The sequence below is a fragment of the Paeniglutamicibacter sulfureus genome (assembly GCF_039535115.1).
Taxonomy (GTDB): Bacteria; Actinomycetota; Actinomycetes; order Actinomycetales; family Micrococcaceae; genus Paeniglutamicibacter; species Paeniglutamicibacter sulfureus.
Map to the genome: position 1 here is coordinate 1,967,531 of NZ_BAAAWO010000001.1, position 19,510 is coordinate 1,987,040.

Below are 19,510 nucleotides of genomic sequence, written 5' to 3' on the forward strand. Positions count from 1 at the left end.
GGCGTCGCAGGTAATAGGCGGACAATTCTGGACGGTTACGACGTCTTGGAAATGCGGTGCAGCCACTCGAGGAACATCTTCATTTCGGTGTTGGACAGTTGCTGTGGGTTGGAGGACTCCAGGGCAGCGTTCAACGCAATGGCCGCCACGACGACCGAGGAGGTCTCCACCGGGGAAGCGGAGTCGGTGATGCCGGCCTCCGAGGACACCGCAGTGATCACTGCATCGCGGGTCATGTCGGAGAGCTCGAAGTTCCGCTCGGCGGCCGGCTCGGCGATGAGCATCAAGGTGACCCCGATGTTCGCCGCCAGGATGCTGCGCACCGCGTCCGCTGGGGCCACATTAAGGTGGCCCGCCTCCGCTGCCCGATCCAGCTTGTCCCGCAGCAAGGCCTCGGCCTCGGCCAGCCGGTTGGACCGGTTTCCGGGGCGCACGTTGCCGAACATCACCAGGTACATATGCGGCTGCTCCATGCCGAAGCGCACGTGCTGGTCCCACATGCGCCGCACGTCGTCGAGGGGTTTTCCGGTGGCGACAAGGCCCGTTTCACTGGCGACGTATTGGTCGAAACCCACGGCAACAACCGCGTCGAACAGTCCTTCCTTGTCCCCGAAGTGGTGGTACAGCGTCGGCGCCGTGACCCCCGCCAGCTCGGTGATTTTCCGGGTCGAGACAGGAGCCCCGTCCGAATTCGCCAAAAGTTCGACGGCGGCCTGAAGCAGCCTTTCCCTTGGCGGAAGCTGGAAGTCTAAACTCATGACTGCTACCCTAGCACCTATAACATTGCTATATGAAGAGGATCACACACCGGGATTATGCTCGAGTCCAGGCGTGATTCCCGGCTACATCTCGCAATCGCCACCCCAAGCAACCAAGAGCATCCCAGCGGATCGAGGAACATAAGTGCTGAACTTCTCAGGAGTGGGCGTCACGCCCGGACGCGTCATCGGAGCCATCAGGCATATGCCCCCGGCGCTGACCGAACCGCCTGCAGGGGAAAAGCTGAACGGCTCGATGTCCGCGGAACAGGCAGTCGCAGCGCTCAAGGAAGCCGCCGTCCGCGTCCAGGCTGAATTGCGCGCCCGCGCAACCGGCGCCAGCCCCGAGGCCAAGGCCGTGCTCGAGGCCACCGCCTTGATGGCCACCGACTCGATGCTGCTCAAGGGTGCCAACAAGATGATCAACGGCGGGCTTTCCGCCGAACGCAGCATCTGGGAATCCGGCGAAACCGTCGCCCAGATGCTCATCACCCTCGGCGGCTACATGGCCGAACGCGCCACCGACGTGCTGGACGTGCGCGCCCGCATCGTCGCCGAATTGCGCGGGGTGCCCGCCCCGGGCATCCCGGACTCCGCAACCCCCTTCATCCTCGTCGCCGAGGACCTGGCCCCCGCCGACACCGCCACCCTGGACCCGGCGAAGGTCATCGCCCTGCTGACCACCGGCGGAGGACCGCAGTCGCACACCGCCATCATCGCCCGGGACTTGGGCCTGACCGCGGTGGTTGCAGCCCCGGGACTCGATGCCCTGGAAACGGGAACCGAGGTCTTCGTCGACGGTGCCGCCGGAACGATTTCCACCGAACCCGGCGATACCGAACGCCAGGCGGTCGCCACATGGCTGAAGAACGCTGCGCTGCTCTCGGTCTTCGACGGCAACGGCGTGATGGCCGATGGGCACCTGGTCCCGTTGCTGGCGAATGTCGGCGGTGGCAAGGACGCCGTGAAGGCAGCTGCTGCCGGCGCCCAGGGCGTGGGCCTGCTGCGCACCGAATTCTGCTTCCTGGGCCGCGACACCGAGCCCTCCATCGAGGAACAGGTCGCCGAGTACAAGGCCGTCTTCGACGCGTTCGTGGGCAAGAAGGTCGTGGTGCGCACGCTGGACGCCGGGGCCGACAAGCCGCTGCCGTTCCTCACCGACGCTTCGGAGCCCAACCCCGCACTGGGTGTTCGCGGCTACCGCACCGACACCACGTCCCCGGGCGTGCTGGCCCGCCAGCTCTCCGCCGTCGCCACCGCGGCTGCCGCTTCCGGCGCCGAGGTGTGGGTCATGGCACCGATGGTTTCCACGCCTTCCGAGGCAGCCGACTTCGCCGCCATGTGCGCCGACGCGGGGCTGGCAACCCCCGGGGTGATGGTCGAGGTTCCCTCGGCCGCGCTCAGCGCCGAGGCCATTCTTTCCAAGGTCTCCTTCGCCTCCCTGGGCACCAACGACCTGACGCAATACACCATGGCAGCGGACCGGCAGCTGGGCCCGCTCGCCGCACTGAACAACCCGTGGCAGCCGGCGGTGCTTCGGCTAATCGATGTGACCGTCGCCGGCTCCCGGGCCGAGGGCAACAACAAGCCCGTCGGCGTCTGCGGCGAGGCAGCGGCGGACCCGGCGCTGGCAGTGGTGCTCATCGGCCTGGGCGTCTCGACCCTGTCAATGTCCCCCAGGTCGCTGGCCTCGGTTGCCGCGGTGCTCAAGACCGTCACCCTTCAGCGCGCCGGCGAATTGGCGCAGCTGGCCCTGGCCGCCCCGAGCGCCGAGGCCGCACGCGCCGCGGTGCGCGAACAATTGCCGGAGCTCACCGAGCTGGGCCTGTAACCCGCTCCCCTGCCGCACCGTAGGATTATTCCTGCCCCGCCCGCTTCACACCCCCCTCGAAAAACAGGAGAACCCCCAACATGTCCGAACGTCTTGCCACCATCGCCAGCGCCTCCGGCCTGCATGCCCGCCCCGCAGCCCTCTTCGCCGAGGCCGCCGGAGCCCTCGACATCGAGGTCACCATCGCGGCCAAGGACGCTCCGGAGGACGAGGCCATGGACGCCTCGAGCATCCTCTCGCTGATGACCCTGGGCGCGGCCAAGGGCGACGAAGTGGTGCTGCGCGCCACCGGCGACGGCGCCGACGAGGCATTGGATTCCCTGGTGGCACTGCTGGAAACGGACCTGGACGCCGTCTAGCCGCCCCCCTCGCCCAAGCACCAACGCCGATGGCGTGGAACGCGCATTGATTGCCGCGCTCCACGCCATCGGCGCTTAATCCTGTCGCCTGCCCGCGCTTCCTAGACGCTCGCGCCGGCCACCCTTGTCTCGGCCTCAGCCGACGTGGCCGAGGCGGCCGACGCGGCCAGCAGCCGGGCAAAGGCGCCGCCCGATGCCCGCAATTCCGCCGGACGTCCGCGCTCGGTGATCTCCCCGGCATCGAGCACCGCCAGCTGGTCGGCGTTCTCCACGGTCGAGAGGCGGTGGGCGATCATCAGCGTGGTGCGCCCGGCGGCCAGCCGGTCAAGGGCCTCCTGCACCAGCGCCTCGGTGTTGTTGTCCAGCGCGCTGGTGGCCTCGTCGAGCACCAATACCCGCGGATTGCGCAGGATGGTGCGGGCGATGGCCAGGCGCTGCTGCTCGCCACCGGAGAAGCGGTGGCCGCGCGCGCCGACCAGCGTGCCAAGGCCCTCCGGCAACCCGGCAACGAGGTCGGCGATCTGCGCGCCGGCCAGCGCCTTCCACAGTGTCGCGTCGTCGGCGTCCGGGTCGGCCAACAACAGGTTCTCGCGGATCGAGGCATGGATGAGGTAGGTCTCCTGGGAGACCACGCCCACGATGCGCGCCAGCGTCTCCGGGGCCATCTCGCGCACGTCGACGCCGTCGATGGTGATCCTCCCGCTGCCGGGGTCATGCAGCCGTGGCAGCAGGGCACCGAGCGTGGATTTGCCCGAACCGGTGGGTCCGACGATCGCGGTGGCGGTGCCGGGGGCCAATTCCAGATCGATCCCGCGCAGTACCGCGGGTCCGTCCCCGTAGGCAAAGCCGACGCCCTCGAAGCGCACCCGCCCTGCCGCCTGGTCCGGATCGACCCGCGCGGGGTTTTTCGGCGCCTTGAGCTCCGGGTCCATGTCCAGGTATTCGAAGATGCGGCTGAACAGCGCCATCGCGGTGACCCACTGGACCCCGACGTTCAGCAGCCCCATGATGGGCCTGAAAATCGCGCCCTGAAGCGCCGTGAACGCGACCAGCGTGCCGATGGTCATCCCTCCACTGGTCGCAGGGAATCCGGCCGCAAGGTAGATGAGCGCGGGAATCGCCGCGAAGACGATGCCCATGGTGGCCATGCGCCAGCGACCGGCAAGCTGGCTGCGCAGCTCCAAGTCGACCAGGCGGTGCGAGGAAGCGGAGAAGCGGGCCACGTCGCGCCCAGTGGTGCCCAGGGTCTTGGCCAGCCGGATGCCGGAGACCGAGAGCCCCTCCTCGATCTGCGTGTACATGCCCGCCAGTTCCTGCTGGCGCGCGGTGGTGATGTCCCGTCGCATCAGCGCCACCTTGCGCGAAAGCCAGATGGCCGGGGGCAGCACGATGAGCGAGAGCAGGCTCATCCGCCAGGAGAGAGCCGCCATCGCGATGGCGGTGGCCACCGCCGTGGTCAGGTTGGAGGCCACCGAGGTGGCAGTGGAGGTGACGACCGACTGCATTCCGGCAATGTCGTTGGCCAGCCGCGACTGCACCTCCCCGCCGCGGGTGCGGGTGAAGAATCCCAGCGACTGGGCCTGCAGGTGCGTGAAGAGCCTGGTCCTCAGGGTGTGCATGACCTTCTGGCCCATCTTGGTGGCCATCCAGGTCTGCACCACGCCGATGGCCGCGGTCGCCGCGGCGACGGCCACCAGCCCGCCGGCAAGCCAGGCGAGCAGCACGGTGTTTTGCTGCGGCAGCGCGTCGTCGATGATGGCGCGGATCAGGAACGGCTGGGCCAGCCCAATGACCGAGGCCGCCGAGATCAGCAGCACCACGATGGCGATGGCGAGCTTGTGCGGGGCGAACAGGGCGGCGATCCGGGAGGGCTTCACCGGATGGAGCCTGACCTGCTTGAGGTCGGCCGGGTTCAGGCGGGCGACGGGGCCGCCGGGTCCTCCCCCGCGGCCGGGGTCGGACGAGCCATGCTGCTTGTTGGCGGAGGGGCCCGAACGGGCCGCGCCGGAAGAGGGTCTCGATTCCGACATGTGCACCACCTTTCGTGGTGGTCGTGGGGGTGCGTGATTGGCACCCCGTCATCGTTGAGGTTACCTCACTATGTGGTTACAGGTCAAATTTGTTGTAGTCTGGGGGCATGCCATTCAGCAGCAATTCCGCACCTCCCGGGGACCTGTCCGAGCTTTTCCACCGCGCCTGGCGCTCACTGCGCCAGACCTGGTCGGCCAGGCTGGCCCCGTTCGAGCTGACCCCGCACCAGTCCCGCGCCATGCGGTCCCTGGCCCAGCACGGCAATTCCTCCGACCCTGCCTCCGGGGCGGGCATGCGGCTGAAGGAGATCGCCGAGCGCCTGCGCATCGCCCCGCGTTCGGCCACCGAGGTCATCGACCAGTTGGAGGCCAAGCAGCTGGTGATCCGGCGCCCGGACCCGCTGGACCGCCGTGCCACGCTGGTGAGCCTGACCGAGGAAGGGATGGGACTGAGCGAGCGCGTGCGGGCAGCAAGGCGCCTGCACACCGAGGAGTATTTCGGTCGCCTCGATGCCCAGGAACGCGCGGAGCTCGCCCGGATCCTGGAGAAGCTCTCCGGCACCCCAGGGCGTTAGGAACCGGGACCCGACGCCGCGGCTAGCCCTCGGACTTGCCGCGGCGCCAGTAGCCCATGAAGGCCACCTGCTTGCGGTCCATGCCGGCATCGCGCACCAGGTAGCGGCGCATCTCCTTGATCACGCCCGCCTCCCCGGCCAGCCAGGCATAGAACGGCTGGGTGGAAACCGTGGCGGTCTCCCACAGGATCTGCTCGTCCACGTCGACGTCCTCGGGGTCGGCCCCGGTCATCACGGCACCCGCGGCGGGAATCGCCACGATGTCGCGCACCGCGGCGGCCAGCAGCTCGCCGTGCGGGTGGGATCCGCGCGGCAGCCACTGCACGGACACGCCCGAACGGGTCGAGGATCCCTGGATGTCGCCGGTATCGGGGACCTCGATCAGCGCATGTCCGGTGACGCCGGCCGGCAGCGCCTCGAGGATGGAGCAGATGGCCGGGGCCGCGGTCTCGTCCCCTGCCAGCAGAATGCGCTTGGCTGCCCCGCGGCGGAATTCTATGCCGCCGTAGTTTTCGTCGCACAACCCCGCGTTGGGGCCCAGCAGGAGCATGCCGTCGCCGACCTGAGCCTGGGCGGCCCACACGGTGGCGGGTCCGCCGACCAGCTTGCCGCCCTCGGTGCGCAGGTGCAGCACGAAGTCGATGTCGATTTCCGCATGCTCCCCGCGGTTGTCCCGATGCCCCGCGGCGCGAAGCGCCCGCACGGTGTAGGTGCGCATGTCGCCCCGCGTTTCGGCCGGCAGCGCCAGCCAGCGGCGGTACCAGCCGCCGGCGTCCTCGGCGTTGAGCCAGGCACCCGGGCGCAGGGAATCGAAGTGGCCGGCCGTTTCCGGGGCCGCGGCACCCGGCTGGGGCGTCGGCGGGATCATGAGCTTGATGCGCAGATCCAGCGGGACGTCCCCGGCACCGAAGTGCGCAAGGTCGGCGCCGGAGAGGGTGATCCGGCGGTAGTTGTCGCTGAGCTCGTGGGTGGCCAGGACCCGGGTGGAGAAGGCCAGCATTTCGCTGATTTCCTCGGCGCGCTGCAGCCCGTCGGCGCGTGCCGCCTGAGATGCCTCGGTCCCCGACCCTGCCGGATCGTCGATGCCGGTTGCCGGTGACGGGTCAAGTGCGGGAACGGAGGCCACGGAACCCGCCTCGAGCCCGGCATCGGGATTCTGCGTGCGGTAGATGCCCTTGGAGGCCAGCACCGACTCGGCGCGCAGCACCCGGTGCCGGCCGATCGGCAGCACCAGCGGGGTTCCGGCCACCGGGTCCGGGATGACCCGGCACGGCATGCCGAAGACGTTCTTGACCATGTCCTCGGTGACCACCGCCGCCGGGTGCCCGGCAGCGACGATCTTGCCGTGCTTCAGCGCCACCAGGTGGTCGGCGTAGCGGGCGGCCAGGTTCAGGTCGTGCAGCACGATCACCACGGTGGTGCCGCGGGAACGGTTGAGCTCGGAGATGACATCGAGCACCTCCAGCTGGTGCGCCACGTCCAGGTAGGTGGTCGGCTCGTCAAGCAGCAGCAGCTCGGTTTCCTGGGCCAGGGCCATGGCGATCCAGACGCGCTGGCGCTGCCCGCCGGAGAGCTCGTCGATGGGGCGTTCGGCCAGGTCCGTGGTGCCGGTGAGGTTCATGGCGCGGTCCACCGCCGCCTCGTCCTGGGCGGAGAAGCGCTTGAACCAGCCCTGGTGCGGGTAGCGGCCGCGGCCGATCAGCTCGCGCACCGTGATCCCGTCGGGTGCCGTGGGGGTTTGGGGCAGCAGCCCCAGCATCTTGGCAACCTCGCGGGCCGGGCGGGAGTGGATGTCCTCCCCGTCCAGCAGCACCTGTCCCCCGGCGGGCTTCAGCAGCCGGGAGAGCCCGCGCAGCAGCGTGGATTTTCCGCAGCCGTTGGCGCCCACGATGATCGTCACCTCGCCCTTGGGCAGCTCCAACGAGAGCTCGTCGACGATGCTCACCGAATCGTAGGCGAGTGTGAGGTCCTGTGCTTCGAGAAGTGCCATGCGTGCTCTCAGCTTCCTTCCTTGTTGGCGCGCACCAAGACCCAGATCAGGAATGGTGCTCCCAGTGCGCCGGTGACGACGCCGACTGGCAATTGTATGTCGTGCAGGATATTGGTGGCGATGAACGTGGCGGCCGTGACCAGCAGCGCTCCCACGAGCGCGGCGGACCCCAGGTGGCTGCGACCTTTGCACAGGCGCAGGGCCAGCGGCCCGGCCAGGAAGGAGACGAAGGCCAGCGGGCCGGTCACGGCGGTGGCCACCGCCGTGAGTCCGACCCCGAGCAGGATCAGCCCCAGCCGGGTGCCCCGCACGTGAAGTCCCAGCCCGGCGGCGGTGTCGTCGCCCAATTCAAGGATCCGCAGCTTCGCGGCGGCGGGCACCAGCAGCGGCAACAGGATCGCCAGCGCGGCGGCCAGCATTCCCGCCCGCTCCCAGGTGCTGGCCGACAGCGAGCCGGTCAGCCAGCGCAGTGCGTCGCCCGCCGTGCGCACGTCGGTGCGGGTGAGCAGGTACTGGATGATTCCCTGCAGCATCGCGGCCACCGCGATCCCTGCCAGGATCAGCCGCGCCCCGGTGTGCTTGCCGGAGTCGGCGATGGCGTAGATCAGCAGGGCGACGGCCAAGGCGCCGGCACAGGCAATGAGCGAAAGCCCGATTCCCTGGGCGCCGAAGAACAACATCCCCGCCACCGCGGCGGCGGACGCCCCGTAGCCGACACCGATGACATCGGGACTGGCCAGCGGGTTCCGCAACATGCGCTGGAAGATGGCTCCGGAGGCGCCAAACGCGGCCCCGGCCAGGATCCCGACGGCTGCCTGTGGCAACCGGTCCTCCCAGAGCATGAACGAGACCCCGGGGACCCGTTCCCCGGACAGTGCGGACAACAGCTCGGCCACGGCGAAGGGGTGGCGCCCTGCCACCAGGTTCAGCACGACGGCCACCAAGATGCCGGCCGAGGCCAGCAGGTTCACGCGTGCCATCGGTCCCGGGCGGCGCTTGCCGCGCGGCCGGCGCACACCACCGGTTTCCGGCGGGAAGCGGGGCCCTCGCCGGGGCTTCGGGATCGCTCCGGAGACGGGCGCGGGAGCGGGAACGGCAGCTGCGGGCGCAACCTCGTCGGGTTCCACCGCGGGGTCCGGCGCAGGCGCGGGGCCGGCGGTGCGGCCGGTTCCGGCGATCATCTGGCGACTCACAGCGTGACCTTCTTTCCGCGGCGCAGCAACCAGAGGAAGAGCGGCGCACCCAGCACCGCTGTCATGACCCCGACCTGGATTTCCGCCGGCGGGGCGATGACCCGGCCCACCACGTCGGCAAGCAGCAACAGCACCGGGCCGGCAATCATGGACAGCGGCAGCAGCCAGCGGTAGTCCCCGCCGGCCAGCACGCGGACGGCATGGGGCACGATCAGCCCGACGAAGCCTATGGGCCCGGCCAGTGCGGTGGCGGCGCCGCACAGCAGCACCACCCCCGCGGCGGAAAGGGCGCGGCCGCGGCCCACGCGGAACCCGAGCCCCACCGCGGAGTCGTCGCCCAGGGCCAGCGCATTGAACAGCCTGGCACCGGTCAGCACCGCGACGGCGCCGAGCGCCAGGAACGGCGCGACCGACAGCATCTCGGGCACTTCCCTGGCACCGAGCGTGCCGACCTGCCAGAACCTGAAGCGGTCCAGGGCCTCCTGGCCGACCATCAGCACGGCGTTGGTCAAGGATCCGAGGCCGGCCGCCATGGCCGCACCGGCCAGGGCGAGCTTCAGCCCCGTGGCGCCGTCGCGACCCAGCGAGGCCACCAGGTACACCAACAGCGAGGCACCCGCGGCACCGACGAACGCGAAAAGAATGTAGCCGTGCAATGTGGACACGGCGAAGAAGTGGATGCCCAGCACCACTGCCAGCGCGGCACCGGCGTTGACGCCCAGGATGCCGGGGTCGGCCAGCGGGTTGCGGGTGATGCCCTGCATCCCGGCCCCGGCCAGCCCCAGTGCGGCGCCGATCAGCAGCCCGGCGACGGTGCGCGGGATGCGCGAGGCGATGACCGCGTGGTCCCCGTTGGCGGGATCCAGGTTGGCCAGGGCATCGAAGACGGTGGAGGGGGCGAGGGGGCGTGCGCCGATGAGCAGGGAGAGGAAGACAGCCAGCACCAGGACCGCCAGCAACCCCAGGCCGATCGCCGGGGCGCGCAGGGGCGATTCCCCGCGCCCGGTCCGGGTGGAAGCTGCCGAGGGGTTCGCGGTGTCAACGGATGCACTCATCGCTTTGCCGCCAGAGCTCGGACGGGGCGAAGCGCGGTGGCCCTAGACTGGGGGCCATGAGCATGCAGCAACCCACCGTGGCCTCCGGCCAGGCAGCCTTCCGCCTGGCGCCGAATCCCGGCCCCATGTCGCTGGAAGGCACCAATTCCTATGTGTTGCGCGCGGAGGGATCCGAACACGCGGTGATCGTGGACCCGGGTCCCGACGACGCCGGGCACCTGGCGGCGCTGGCCGCCGAATCCGTCGAACTGATCCTCATCACGCACCGGCACCCTGACCACACCGAGGGCATCGACACGCTGCACCGGCTCACCGGCGCTCCCGTGCGCGCCGCCCTGCCCGAGCATTGCCGCGGGGGCGAGGTGCTTTTGGACGGGGAGGAAATCCATGCGGCCGGCCTGCGGCTGCGGGTCCTGGAAACCCCGGGACACACCTCCGACTCTCTGTGCTTCCTGTTGCCCGACGACGGGGCCAACGGCTCGATGCTCACCGGCGACACCATCCTGGGCCGCGGCACCACCGTCCTCGATGCTCCCGACGGCACGCTGGGCGACTACCTGTCCTCGCTGGACAAGCTGGAGGCGGGACCCGATGCGTTGGTGCTGCCCGCGCACGGCCCGGTGCTGGAGTCGCTGCACGGGATCGTGCGCGAGTACCGCGCGCACCGGCACGAACGACTGGCCCAGATCCGCGCCGCGCTGGCGCAGATCCGGAGCCGTTCCGGCCAGGAGCCCACCATCGCCCAGGTCACCGAGGCGGTCTACGCGGACGTGGATCCCCTGGTGCGCCGGGCGGCCGAGATCTCGGTGGCAGCGCAATTGCACTACCTCAAGGAGTCCGAAGCTTCCTGACATTGAGTGTGGGTTCCCGCCTGTTCGGTGCCGGTGCGTGGGTGGGGGGTGTGCAGGCTACTTGCCTGCGGCTGCCTGGGCGCCCGCGGCGAACACCGGGACGACCTTGTCGATGGCGTATGGCACCGACAGCGGGGATGCTGCCGAGATGGCGAGCACCTCCATGTCGTTGGCCGCGGCCACCAGTCCGCCCTTGTCCACGGCGGGGATCTGGGAGAAGAGCTTGTTCTTGACGATGGCGTCGGTGCCCGTGGCCTCGTCGGCCCAGGTGAAGAACAGATCGGCCTCGAGCTCGTTGGCGCGCTCGGCGGCCCACGGCAGGAAGAACTCGCCGTCCTTGACGTTCTCGTCGACGATCTCGGCCTGGGTCATGCCCAGTGCGGTCAGGAATCGCGGGCGGGAATCCCCCGTGGCGTAGAGGCTGATGGTGTTGTCGGAAGGTTCCAGGTTTCCGGCGATGAACGTGGTGTCCTTGAAGACCGGGTTCGCCTCGGCGGCCGCGGTGATCTTGCCCTCGACGCCGGTGATGACGTCCTTGGCCTCGGCGTCCTTGCCCAGGGCCTGGCCAACTGCGGTGGTCACGTCCTGCCAGCCGGCGGTGTAGTTCGGTGCAACCGGACCGATGACCGGCGCGATCTTCGAAAGCTTCTCGTACTCGTCCTTCGTCAGACCCGAGTAGCCGGCCACAATCAGGTCGGGCTGCGCCTCGGCCAGGGCCGTGAAGTTCACGCCGTCGGCCTCCGAGTACTGCACAGGCGCCTTCTCGCTTCCGATGGAGGCGCCGAGCTCGGCGAGCTTGGCATCCTTCCAGTCGGTCGAGCCCTGCTTGTTGTTGCCCCAGGTGTCCTCGGCCATTGCCACCGGAACAACACCCAATGCCAGCACCGCATCGGCATTGACCCAGGAAACCGTGGCCACGCGTTCGGGCTTCTCGGTGATTTCGGTGGTGCCGTAGATGTGCTTGATGCTGACCGGGAATGCGTCGCTTGCAGCAGCGGTGCTGCTCGCCGGGGCGCTGTCGGCGGACCCGCCGCAGGCACTGAGGGTCAAGGCAAGGGCGGTTGTGGCTGCGGCGATGAGGCCGGCGCGTCGAGTGAACTTCATGTGAGTGTGGAATCCTTTGCGATTCAGCGGTGAAAACGAGGGAGTCAGAGCTTGATTGGCAGGTCCGGTGATGAGCCAATTCACAATGGCCCGCCGAGTAAGGCTAACCTCACTAAAACCTAATACGCAACACGACTCGGCCCTAATTGGTCATAACGGGTCACGACGCAGGGGGACAATTTCCCGTCATTTCGCACGTCAACCCAACCTTTGGTGACTAGGCTCACTTTATGAATGAAATATCGCCGCCGGAACCCAGGAATCCTCATCGCAGCCGGGGCACGGCCTTGGTCACCGGGGCTACGGCGGGACTCGGTGCCGAGTTCTGCACGCAGCTCGCCGCGCAAGGCCACGACCTGGTCATCGTGGCGCGCGACAAAGCCCGTCTGGATGAGGTGGCAGCACGACTGCACGCACAGTTTGCCGTTCACGTGGAAGTACTGGCCGCGGACCTGGTGACGGACGAGGGGACTGCGGCGGTTGCCGCCCGCCTCGCATTGGAATCAAGCCCCGTGTCACTACTGGTCAACAACGCAGGGTTCGGATTGCGCGGGAACTTTGCCGACAACGACCTCGGCGAAGAACTAGCTCACCTGCGCATCCACACCCAGACGCCGCTGGTCCTGATGCATGCGGCGATCGACGCCATGGGCACCCGCGGCGGCGGCCGGATCATCAATGTTGCCTCGGTTGCTGCCTTCACTCCGCGCGGGAGCTACTCGGCAGCGAAGGCCATGATGGTGAACTTCAGCAGGTGGGCCAACGTCTTCTATGCCGAGCGCGGCATCTCCGTCACCGCCTCGTGCCCCGGCTTCGTGCGCACTGAATTCCACGACCGCATGGGTGTCGACAAGTCCAGGATTCCGGCATGGGGCTGGCTGAACGCACCGGACGTGGTGCGCCGGGCCCTGGGCGACAGCGAAGCAGGAAAATCGATATCGATCCCCTCAAAGCGCTACAAGATCGCCGCCGGCTTGGCACGGATCGCGCCCGACGCCTTGGTGGAGCGCATGGCCCGGCGCGGACGCTGACGAGGACTGTCATTCGGGCCCGCCGGCCACACATCCCGCGAATCGGAGCAATACGACTTCCGGCGCGCCATTGCGCCCGGCACTCGGTCCATGCCCACGTCACTTTCGAGACGCATAACGCAATATGACGGAGATTACTTTCGGTACCGAAAAGTGCGCATTTTTCCCGTCTTCGCGGTGGACATTAGGCAACCCTTGCCTTCCGGACGGCCCGCGACAACAACCCATGGCGGTTGTCCGGTTTGCTCATAGGCATGCCTTATCTATAGCGTTTCAACCAAGTTCATTTACGCAACGAGGTAGTTCGCTAATTGCCGGGCGCCTCGATCAGCAGCCCCACCATCGGAGTTAAACATCGTGAAGACCCCTGTTCGCGTCGTTCTCGGCGCGCTCGCCGCCGGCGCATCCCTGCTTGCACTGACCGCTTGCGGCGGATCCACCGAGGCCGATGCCGCGGCCGCCGACGGCAAGACCGTCAGCATCACCCATGCACAGGGCACCACGGAAGTTCCGGTCAACCCGGAAACCGTTTACACCTTCGACCTGGGCGTACTTGACTCCATGACGGCGCTCGGCCTCGAGGCCGACGGTGTCCCGGAAACCAAGTACCCGGAATCGCTGGCCAAGTACAACGACGCCGCCGTCACCAAGATCGGTTCCATGAAGGAACCCGACTTCGAGGCCATCTCCAACGGCAACCCGGACCTGATCATCATCACCGGCCGCACCGCCGCCTCCTACGAGGAACTTTCCAAGATTGCCCCCACCGTCGACCTGACCGTGGACGCCACCAAGCCGCTGGATTCCTTCAAGGAGCAGGCCGGAAAGATCGGGACGATCTTCGACGTCGAAACCAAGGTCGATGAGAAGCTCGCGGCGCTCGACACCAAGATCGCCGACACCAAGGCCAAGAGCGCCAACGCGGGCAAGGGCCTGATCATCATGACTTCCGGCGGCGAACTGACCGCCTACGGAGCCGGCTCGCGCTTCGGCCTGATCCACGACGTCCTGGGCGTGTCCACGGTTGCCGACATCAAGTCGGAGGGCTCACACGGCGAGTCGATCTCCTTCGAGTTCCTGAAGACCAACAACCCCGACACCCTTTACGTGATTGACCGCGATTCGGCCATGGGAACCTCGGGCGAGGCCGCCAAGGCCGTGCTGGACAACGAGCTGGTCGCCTCGACCAACGCCGCCAAGAACGACAAGATCGTGGGCCTGGACTCCAACGCCTGGTACATGATTGGCTACGGCCTGGACAACACCGCGAAGATGATCGACGAGGTCGCTTCGGCCCTGTAGGCACCGCCTCGACGACGCCTTCCACATCATGAGCGCACCAGTATTGAGCCGAACGGCCGCCGCGGAGCAAGTTCCCGCGGTGGCCGTTCGGCGTTCCAAAAAACCCTCTGAAACAGCGTGGCTGGTTCTGGGCACCGTCGCTGTCCTGCTGCTGGCGGTCGTGAGCTTGTTCGTCGGGGTCTCCGAAGTCTCCCTGCCGCAGCTGCTGGCCGGGAACGCGGAAGCCTGGGACCTGTTGTGGATCTCCCGCGTGCCGCGCACCCTGGCCGTTGTGCTGGCCGGAACCGCGGTGGCGGTGGCTGGCCTGATTATGCAGCTGATGGTGCGCAACCGGTTCGTCGAGCCCTCCACGGTGGGCACCGTGGAATCGGCGACCTTGGGCATCCTGGTGGTTACCGTCGTGCTGCCCGCCGCCCCCATCATGTTGAAGATGGGCGTGGCAGGCGTGTTTGCCCTCGGCGGCACCGCGCTCTTCCTGGCGGTGCTGGGCCGGCTGCCGGCCCGCAACACCCTGCTGGTGCCCATCGTCGGCATCATGCTCGGCGGGGTCATCGGCTCCGTGACAACTTTCTTCGCCTACAAGTACGACCTGCTCCAGACGTTGAGCAACTGGATGATCGGGGACTTCTCCGGGGTGCTGCGCGGCCGCTACGAGCTCTTGTGGCTCGTAGCGGCGCTCACCCTTGCCGGCTACCTGGCCGCGGACAGGTTTACCGTCGCTGGCCTGGGCGCCGACTTCACCACCAACCTGGGGATGAACTACAAAGCGGTCATGCGCCTGGGGATGGTGCTGGTCTCGCTGATCTCCGCCGTGGTGGTCACCACCGTGGGCGCCGTCCCGTTCCTCGGGCTGATCGTGCCGAACATCGTCTCACTGCTCTTCGGCGACAACCTGCGCCGGGCAGTGCCCTGGACCGCGCTTTTCGGCGCGGGCTTCGTGCTGGTGTGCGACATCATCGGCCGCACCATCCGCTTCCCCTACGAGGTCCCCGTGGGCATGGTGATGAGCGTGCTCGGCGCCACCATCTTCCTGACCCTGCTGCTGAGAACCAGGAAACGCAATGCCTAAGACCCTTTCCGCCGCACCGGCTCCCGCCTCCGGGGGCCCGAATCCATCCCCGCGCCGCGGCCGCACCGGCTTCACGCTCGGTGCGCTGTCCCCCAGAGGCATGTCCCCGCGAACGCTGGTCATCGTGCTGGCTGTCATCACCCTGGGCTGCATCGCCGCGTTCATGACCATCGACCTGCGCGGGAACCTCTCCTACGCGTTGACCCGCCGGGGCATCCGCGTCGGGGCCATGCTGGTGGTCGCGGTCGCGGTGGGCCTGTCAACGCTGATGTTCCAGACCGTGACGGCCAACCGCATCCTGACCCCCTCGATCATGGGCTTCGACGCGCTGTACATCCTGATCCAGACCGGGCTGGTCTTCGCCTTGGGCTCCTCCACGCTGCTCACCGCCGCCCCGTCGCTGAAGTTCGGGGTCGAGGTGGCGCTGATGGTTGTCTTCTCCGCGCTGCTCTACCGTTGGCTCTTCACCGGCGGCACCGGCTCGCTGCACCTGATGCTGCTGGTGGGCATCGTCATCGGCACGCTCTTCCGCGGATTCTCCTCGCTGCTGCAGCGGTTGATGGAACCGAGCGAATACATCGTGCTGCAGGACCTGTTCTTCGCCTCCTTCAACCAGGTCGAGCCGCTGCTGCTGGGAATCTCCGCCGTCGTCGTGGTGCTGGTCGCCGCGGTGGTGTGGAAGCTTCGCAAGACCTTCGACGTGCTGGCGCTGGGACGCGACACGGCCGTCAACCTGGGCGTGGACCACCGGCGCATCGTCACCCTGGTGCTGGTGCTCTGTTCGATCCTGGTCGCGGTCTCCACCGCGCTGGTGGGTCCGGTGACCTTCTTCGGGCTGCTGGTGGTCTCCCTCGCCTACCAGGTGGTGCGCAAGTTTTCCCACGCCGCCCTGATTCCCATCGTCTGTCTGCTCGGTGGCATCACGCTAATCGGCGGCCAGCTGGTGCTGGAGCGCGTCTTCGGCTTCGCCACGGCCCTGAGCGTGATCATCGAGTTCGCCGGCGGCCTGCTGTTCCTCTACCTGCTCCTGAAGGGTTCCCTGAAGTGATTTGCATTGATTCGGTGACCAAGTCCTATTCCGGGACCACCGTGGTGGACGCGGTGAGCACCACCATCCCCGCCGGCGGGGTCACCTCCATCATCGGGCCCAACGGAGCGGGAAAATCCACGCTGCTCTCGCTGATTTCGCGGCTGATCCCGATGGACAACGGATCGGTGTCCATCGCCGGCCTGGACATCGGGCGCACGCCCAGCAAGCAATTGGCCAAGTCGATGGCGATCCTGCGCCAGGAAAACCACATCACCATGCGCCTGCGCGTGCGGGACCTGGTGGGCTTCGGCCGTTTCCCGCACTCCGGGGGCCACCCCACCGCGCAGGACGAAAAGCACATCCTCGAGGCCATGGAGCAGTTGGACCTGACTCCGCTGGCCGACAGGTTCCTGGACGAGCTCTCCGGCGGGCAGCGCCAGCGCGCCTACATCGCCATGGTGCTGGCCCAGGACACCGACTACCTGCTGCTCGACGAGCCGCTGAACAACCTGGACATGAAGCACTCGGTGGAGATGATGCGCATGATCCGCCGGCTGGCCGACGAGCTGGGCAAGACGGTGGTCATCGTCATCCACGACATCAACTTCGCCTCCTGCTACTCGGACACCATTCTGGCGATGCGCGAGGGCGTGCTGGTGCACCAGGGGACCCCGGCGGAGATCATGACCGGGGACGTGTTGCGCGACGTGTACGACATCGACATCCGCATCGAGGAGATCGACGGAAACCGGATCGGCGTGTACTTCGCCTGATCACCTGCGCCGCTATGCGGCGGGGTAACTCGTCAGGGGTGGATGAATGGTTTTGCGCGAGGCTTGGGGAACCGCGGATGCCTCAATGGCGCCCCCTGGGCTGGTGCATTTACAGGATTTGGGTGGAATTCGGGTAAGTTTGCCCACAATGCGAGACGCCACCCGACACTAATAACTATTCATTGACCTGCATATTGCGCGGTTTTTGCGCGGTCGGCCGCCCCTTGCCGCAAAATCCGCAGCTTTGGAAAAATGCAAAAATTGCCTACATGACCACGCACAACATCGCACCGGGCACGACGCGTCCGACGCTTCGCCAGCAACTGGGAGCCCGCAAGCCCATCGAGTCCTTCATCGCCGAGGCAGGCAACGGAACCGGCGACGGACCCAAGCTGCGCCGCACGCTCGGGCTGCTGCACCTGACCATGATCAGCGTCGGCGCCACCCTGGGCACCGGCATCTTCGTGGTGCTCTCCTCCTCGGTGCCGATGGCCGGGCCTGCGGTGTGGATCTCCTTCGCCATCGCCGGGCTCGCCGCACTCTTCGCGGCGCTCTCCTACGCGGAAATGGCCGGCGCGGTCCCCGTTTCCGGGTCGAGCTACACCTACACCTACGCGACCATGGGCGAAGGCCTGGCCTGGATCTGCGGGTGGTGCCTGGTGCTCGAGTACGCTGTCTCCGTCGCGGCGATTGCGGTGGGAGCCGGCGAATACCTGAATGAGATGGCCCGTTCGCTGGGCGTGGGCCTGCCCGCGGCACTGACCAATCCCCCGGGGTCCGATGGCGGCGTGTTCAACATCCCGGCCCTGCTGATCGTTCTGTTCGCCACGGTGCTGCTGGTGCGCGGCACCAAGGAATCCGCAATGGTCAACACCGTGCTGGTGTTCATCAAGATCGCGGTGCTGCTCTTCTTCATCGTCATCGCCTTCAGCGCCTTCACCTCCGGGAACTTCGACCCGCTGCTGCCGATGGGCACCGCCGGGGTCTCAGCGGCCGCAGCCCGCCTGTTCTTCTCCTACATCGGCTTCGATGCCGCCTCCACGGCCGGCGAGGAAGCAAAAAACCCGCAACGCGACCTGCCGCGGGCCATCGTGCTGTCCATGGTCATCATCACCTCCCTGTACATCCTGGTGGCCATCGCCGCGATCGGCGCCCGCCAGTGGACCTGGTTCGAAGGCAAGGAAGCGGCGCTGGTGCAGCTGCTCGAGGAAGTCACCGGCCAGGGCTGGGTGGCGCTGCTCTTTGCCGCCGGCGCCGTGCTGGCCATCGTCTCCATCGTGATCACGGTGCTCTACGGGCAGACCCGCATCCTGGTGGCGATGAGCCGCGACGGCATGGTCCCGAAGGTCTTCGGCCGCATCTCCCCGCGCAACGGGGCCCCGGTGGCGGGGACCTGGATCACCGGCGGCGTGGTGGCCCTGGTGGCCGGATTGGTGCCGCTGGGCCAGCTGGCCGATGCCACGTCCATCGGCACACTCTTCGCGTTCTCGTTGGTCTCCCTTGCGGTGATCTTCCTGCGCCGGACGCAGCCTCAGCTGCCGCGCACCTTCAAGGTTCCGCTCTACCCCCTGACCCCGATCCTCGCGATCCTCTTCTGCGGTTACCTGATGCTCAACCTCGGGGTGGGCACCTGGGTGGTCTTCGCGGTGTGGATGGTCATCGGCGCCGCGATCTACCTCGGCTACGGGCGCCGCAACTCGAAGCTTGCCGCCAACTGGGACATGCTCCGGAAAAACTAGGTGACTCACCCCGCCACACCGCTGCCTGGGCAGCGGTGTGGCGGACTTGTGCAGGTCGCGCCAGGAGCTTTCCAGAACCACGCAACCGGGCATCGGAGCCGATGGTGACGGGTTCAACGCCCATCTCCTGCCAGGGCCGGAGATCCGTGGCGGGGGCTTAGGGCATCGGCTGGACCGGACCGCCCGGGACCGGACGGCCACGGCGCAACGGTATGGAGCAGGCAGCGGCCAAGGCCGCCATGCAGGCGCCGTAGATGAGGGTGTTCACGGCGAACCCCACGCGGTCGCGCCCGGTGGGCGGGGACGTCATGAAAAACTTCGGACCCATCGCGGCCAGCAGCGGAATGTGCCCCGCAACGATCGTGCCCGCCGCTATACGCCCCCAGAGCGGGCCGCGGCCGGCCAGCACCATTCCTCCGGCCATGCCAAACAGGGGTGTGGCGATGGCGTTGGATCCCTCGCCCGTTTCAAGAAGTTTGCGCATGAGCCCGGGAAGCGGCAGCGTGCAAGCTGCGAAGACCAGCGGGCTGGCCGAGAACCGGTCCAGATTTCGTTCGGGGTCCCCCGCCCGCAGGTCGGCGCTGTGCGCCAGCATCGCGCCCGTGATGGCCCCGGGAAGCATGATCCCGACGATGGTGTTCCGGGGATTGACGCGCGAGGCGTCCCCGACGAGGTTCCCCATGTACATGCGCATCGTCGCCGACCACCTCAGTCCGGCTGCTGCTCCCAGGATTATGCTTCGCATCGGTCCTCGCCCTGTTCCATTGATGGTGGCCACGATGATCCTCCGTGGCGACCTCGGGCACAATGACCGGGCCGC

The 19,510-nt window shown here is 67.6% G+C and carries 17 protein-coding genes; 10 read left to right on the plus strand and 7 right to left on the minus strand.

The features are described from left to right. Positions 1-35: 35 nt before the first annotated feature. Positions 36-758: a TetR/AcrR family transcriptional regulator gene (locus ABD687_RS08985; protein ID WP_302264748.1), complete on the minus strand. Its 723-nt coding sequence runs from the start codon at positions 756-758 to the stop codon at positions 36-38. A gap of 145 nt (positions 759-903) precedes the next feature. Between ABD687_RS08985 and ptsP the strand changes: the two genes are divergently transcribed. After that, a complete protein-coding gene (gene ptsP / locus ABD687_RS08990) occupies positions 904-2,589 on the plus strand; it encodes a phosphoenolpyruvate--protein phosphotransferase (RefSeq protein ID WP_302264746.1) in 1,686 nt (561 codons plus the stop codon). Positions 2,590-2,669: 80 nt separating this feature from the next. Next, complete coding sequence (locus tag ABD687_RS08995) at positions 2,670-2,948, plus strand: HPr family phosphocarrier protein (protein ID WP_302264744.1); 279 nt, start codon at positions 2,670-2,672, stop codon at positions 2,946-2,948. 101 nt (positions 2,949-3,049) lie between these two features. Here the strand turns inward: ABD687_RS08995 and ABD687_RS09000 are convergent, their stop codons facing one another. Continuing rightward, a complete protein-coding gene (locus ABD687_RS09000) occupies positions 3,050-4,978 on the minus strand; it encodes an ABC transporter ATP-binding protein (RefSeq protein ID WP_302264742.1) in 1,929 nt (642 codons plus the stop codon). A gap of 107 nt (positions 4,979-5,085) precedes the next feature. Here ABD687_RS09000 and ABD687_RS09005 point away from each other — a divergent pair, with 107 nt between their 5' ends. After that, complete coding sequence (locus tag ABD687_RS09005) at positions 5,086-5,553, plus strand: MarR family winged helix-turn-helix transcriptional regulator (RefSeq protein ID WP_264270039.1); 468 nt, start codon at positions 5,086-5,088, stop codon at positions 5,551-5,553. A 22-nt stretch (positions 5,554-5,575) separates the two neighbouring features. Here ABD687_RS09005 and ABD687_RS09010 read toward each other — a convergent pair whose 3' ends face one another. The 3 genes from ABD687_RS09010 to ABD687_RS09020 are packed head-to-tail and all read right to left on the minus strand — an operon-like array spanning position 5,576 to position 9,791. Further along, positions 5,576-7,543 (minus strand): SIP domain-containing protein, encoded by a 1,968-nt coding sequence (locus ABD687_RS09010; RefSeq protein WP_302264740.1) that lies wholly within the window; start codon positions 7,541-7,543, stop codon positions 5,576-5,578. 8 nt (positions 7,544-7,551) lie between these two features. After that, on the minus strand, positions 7,552-8,736 hold the full coding sequence (locus ABD687_RS09015) for a FecCD family ABC transporter permease (protein WP_302264739.1): 1,185 nt from the start codon (positions 8,734-8,736) through the stop codon (positions 7,552-7,554). Beyond that, positions 8,733-9,791, minus strand: coding sequence for a FecCD family ABC transporter permease (locus tag ABD687_RS09020; protein WP_302264737.1), 1,059 nt, complete (start codon positions 9,789-9,791; stop codon positions 8,733-8,735). Before ABD687_RS09020 ends, ABD687_RS09015 begins: the two co-directional genes overlap by 4 nt. 56 nt (positions 9,792-9,847) lie before the next feature. Between ABD687_RS09020 and ABD687_RS09025 the strand changes: the two genes are divergently transcribed. Further along, on the plus strand, positions 9,848-10,642 hold the full coding sequence (locus ABD687_RS09025; RefSeq protein WP_302264735.1) for an MBL fold metallo-hydrolase: 795 nt from the start codon (positions 9,848-9,850) through the stop codon (positions 10,640-10,642). A gap of 57 nt (positions 10,643-10,699) precedes the next feature. Here the strand turns inward: ABD687_RS09025 and ABD687_RS09030 are convergent, their stop codons facing one another. Continuing rightward, positions 10,700-11,746 carry an ABC transporter substrate-binding protein gene (locus tag ABD687_RS09030; RefSeq protein ID WP_264270044.1) on the minus strand — a complete coding sequence of 349 codons (1,047 nt, stop codon included), beginning with the start codon at positions 11,744-11,746 and terminating at the stop codon, positions 10,700-10,702. 230 nt (positions 11,747-11,976) lie between these two features. Between ABD687_RS09030 and ABD687_RS09035 the strand changes: the two genes are divergently transcribed. From ABD687_RS09035 to ABD687_RS09060, 6 genes are all read left to right on the plus strand, one after another. Continuing rightward, positions 11,977-12,777, plus strand: coding sequence for an SDR family NAD(P)-dependent oxidoreductase (locus ABD687_RS09035; RefSeq protein WP_310292003.1), 801 nt, complete (start codon positions 11,977-11,979; stop codon positions 12,775-12,777). A gap of 357 nt (positions 12,778-13,134) precedes the next feature. Then, positions 13,135-14,079 carry a siderophore ABC transporter substrate-binding protein gene (locus ABD687_RS09040; RefSeq protein ID WP_264270046.1) on the plus strand — a complete coding sequence of 315 codons (945 nt, stop codon included), beginning with the start codon at positions 13,135-13,137 and terminating at the stop codon, positions 14,077-14,079. A 28-nt stretch (positions 14,080-14,107) separates the two neighbouring features. Then, positions 14,108-15,148 carry an ABC transporter permease gene (locus ABD687_RS09045; RefSeq protein WP_302264732.1) on the plus strand — a complete coding sequence of 347 codons (1,041 nt, stop codon included), beginning with the start codon at positions 14,108-14,110 and terminating at the stop codon, positions 15,146-15,148. Next, complete coding sequence (locus ABD687_RS09050) at positions 15,141-16,196, plus strand: iron chelate uptake ABC transporter family permease subunit (RefSeq protein WP_302264730.1); 1,056 nt, start codon at positions 15,141-15,143, stop codon at positions 16,194-16,196. Before ABD687_RS09045 ends, ABD687_RS09050 begins: the two co-directional genes overlap by 8 nt. After that, positions 16,193-16,951 carry an iron ABC transporter ATP-binding protein gene (locus tag ABD687_RS09055; protein WP_264270049.1) on the plus strand — a complete coding sequence of 253 codons (759 nt, stop codon included), beginning with the start codon at positions 16,193-16,195 and terminating at the stop codon, positions 16,949-16,951. Before ABD687_RS09050 ends, ABD687_RS09055 begins: the two co-directional genes overlap by 4 nt. Before the next feature lie 269 nt (positions 16,952-17,220). Next, positions 17,221-18,690, plus strand: a complete 1,470-nt coding sequence (locus ABD687_RS09060) for an amino acid permease (RefSeq protein WP_310292000.1) — start codon at positions 17,221-17,223, stop codon at positions 18,688-18,690. Positions 18,691-18,847: 157 nt separating this feature from the next. Here ABD687_RS09060 and ABD687_RS09065 read toward each other — a convergent pair whose 3' ends face one another. Then, positions 18,848-19,435, minus strand: a complete 588-nt coding sequence (locus ABD687_RS09065; protein ID WP_310291998.1) for a hypothetical protein — start codon at positions 19,433-19,435, stop codon at positions 18,848-18,850. Positions 19,436-19,510: the final 75 nt, after the last annotated feature.

Excerpts from the sequence above, each read along its gene's own strand:
- ABD687_RS08985 (WP_302264748.1), bottom strand. The coding sequence starts at position 758 with ATGAGTTTAGACTTCCAGCTTCCGCCAAGGGAAAGGCTGCTTCAGGCC.
- ABD687_RS08995 (WP_302264744.1), top strand. The coding sequence starts at position 2,670 with ATGTCCGAACGTCTTGCCACCATCGCCAGCGCCTCCGGCCTGCATGCC.
- ABD687_RS09000 (WP_302264742.1), bottom strand. The coding sequence starts at position 4,978 with ATGTCGGAATCGAGACCCTCTTCCGGCGCGGCCCGTTCGGGCCCCTCC.
- ABD687_RS09005 (WP_264270039.1), top strand. The coding sequence starts at position 5,086 with ATGCCATTCAGCAGCAATTCCGCACCTCCCGGGGACCTGTCCGAGCTT.
- ABD687_RS09010 (WP_302264740.1), bottom strand. The coding sequence starts at position 7,543 with ATGGCACTTCTCGAAGCACAGGACCTCACACTCGCCTACGATTCGGTG.
- ABD687_RS09020 (WP_302264737.1), bottom strand. The coding sequence starts at position 9,791 with ATGAGTGCATCCGTTGACACCGCGAACCCCTCGGCAGCTTCCACCCGG.
- ABD687_RS09025 (WP_302264735.1), top strand. The coding sequence starts at position 9,848 with ATGAGCATGCAGCAACCCACCGTGGCCTCCGGCCAGGCAGCCTTCCGC.
- ABD687_RS09030 (WP_264270044.1), bottom strand. The coding sequence starts at position 11,746 with ATGAAGTTCACTCGACGCGCCGGCCTCATCGCCGCAGCCACAACCGCC.
- ABD687_RS09035 (WP_310292003.1), top strand. The coding sequence starts at position 11,977 with ATGAATGAAATATCGCCGCCGGAACCCAGGAATCCTCATCGCAGCCGG.
- ABD687_RS09045 (WP_302264732.1), top strand. The coding sequence starts at position 14,108 with ATGAGCGCACCAGTATTGAGCCGAACGGCCGCCGCGGAGCAAGTTCCC.
- ABD687_RS09050 (WP_302264730.1), top strand. The coding sequence starts at position 15,141 with ATGCCTAAGACCCTTTCCGCCGCACCGGCTCCCGCCTCCGGGGGCCCG.
- ABD687_RS09060 (WP_310292000.1), top strand. The coding sequence starts at position 17,221 with ATGACCACGCACAACATCGCACCGGGCACGACGCGTCCGACGCTTCGC.
- ABD687_RS09065 (WP_310291998.1), bottom strand. The coding sequence starts at position 19,435 with ATGCGAAGCATAATCCTGGGAGCAGCAGCCGGACTGAGGTGGTCGGCG.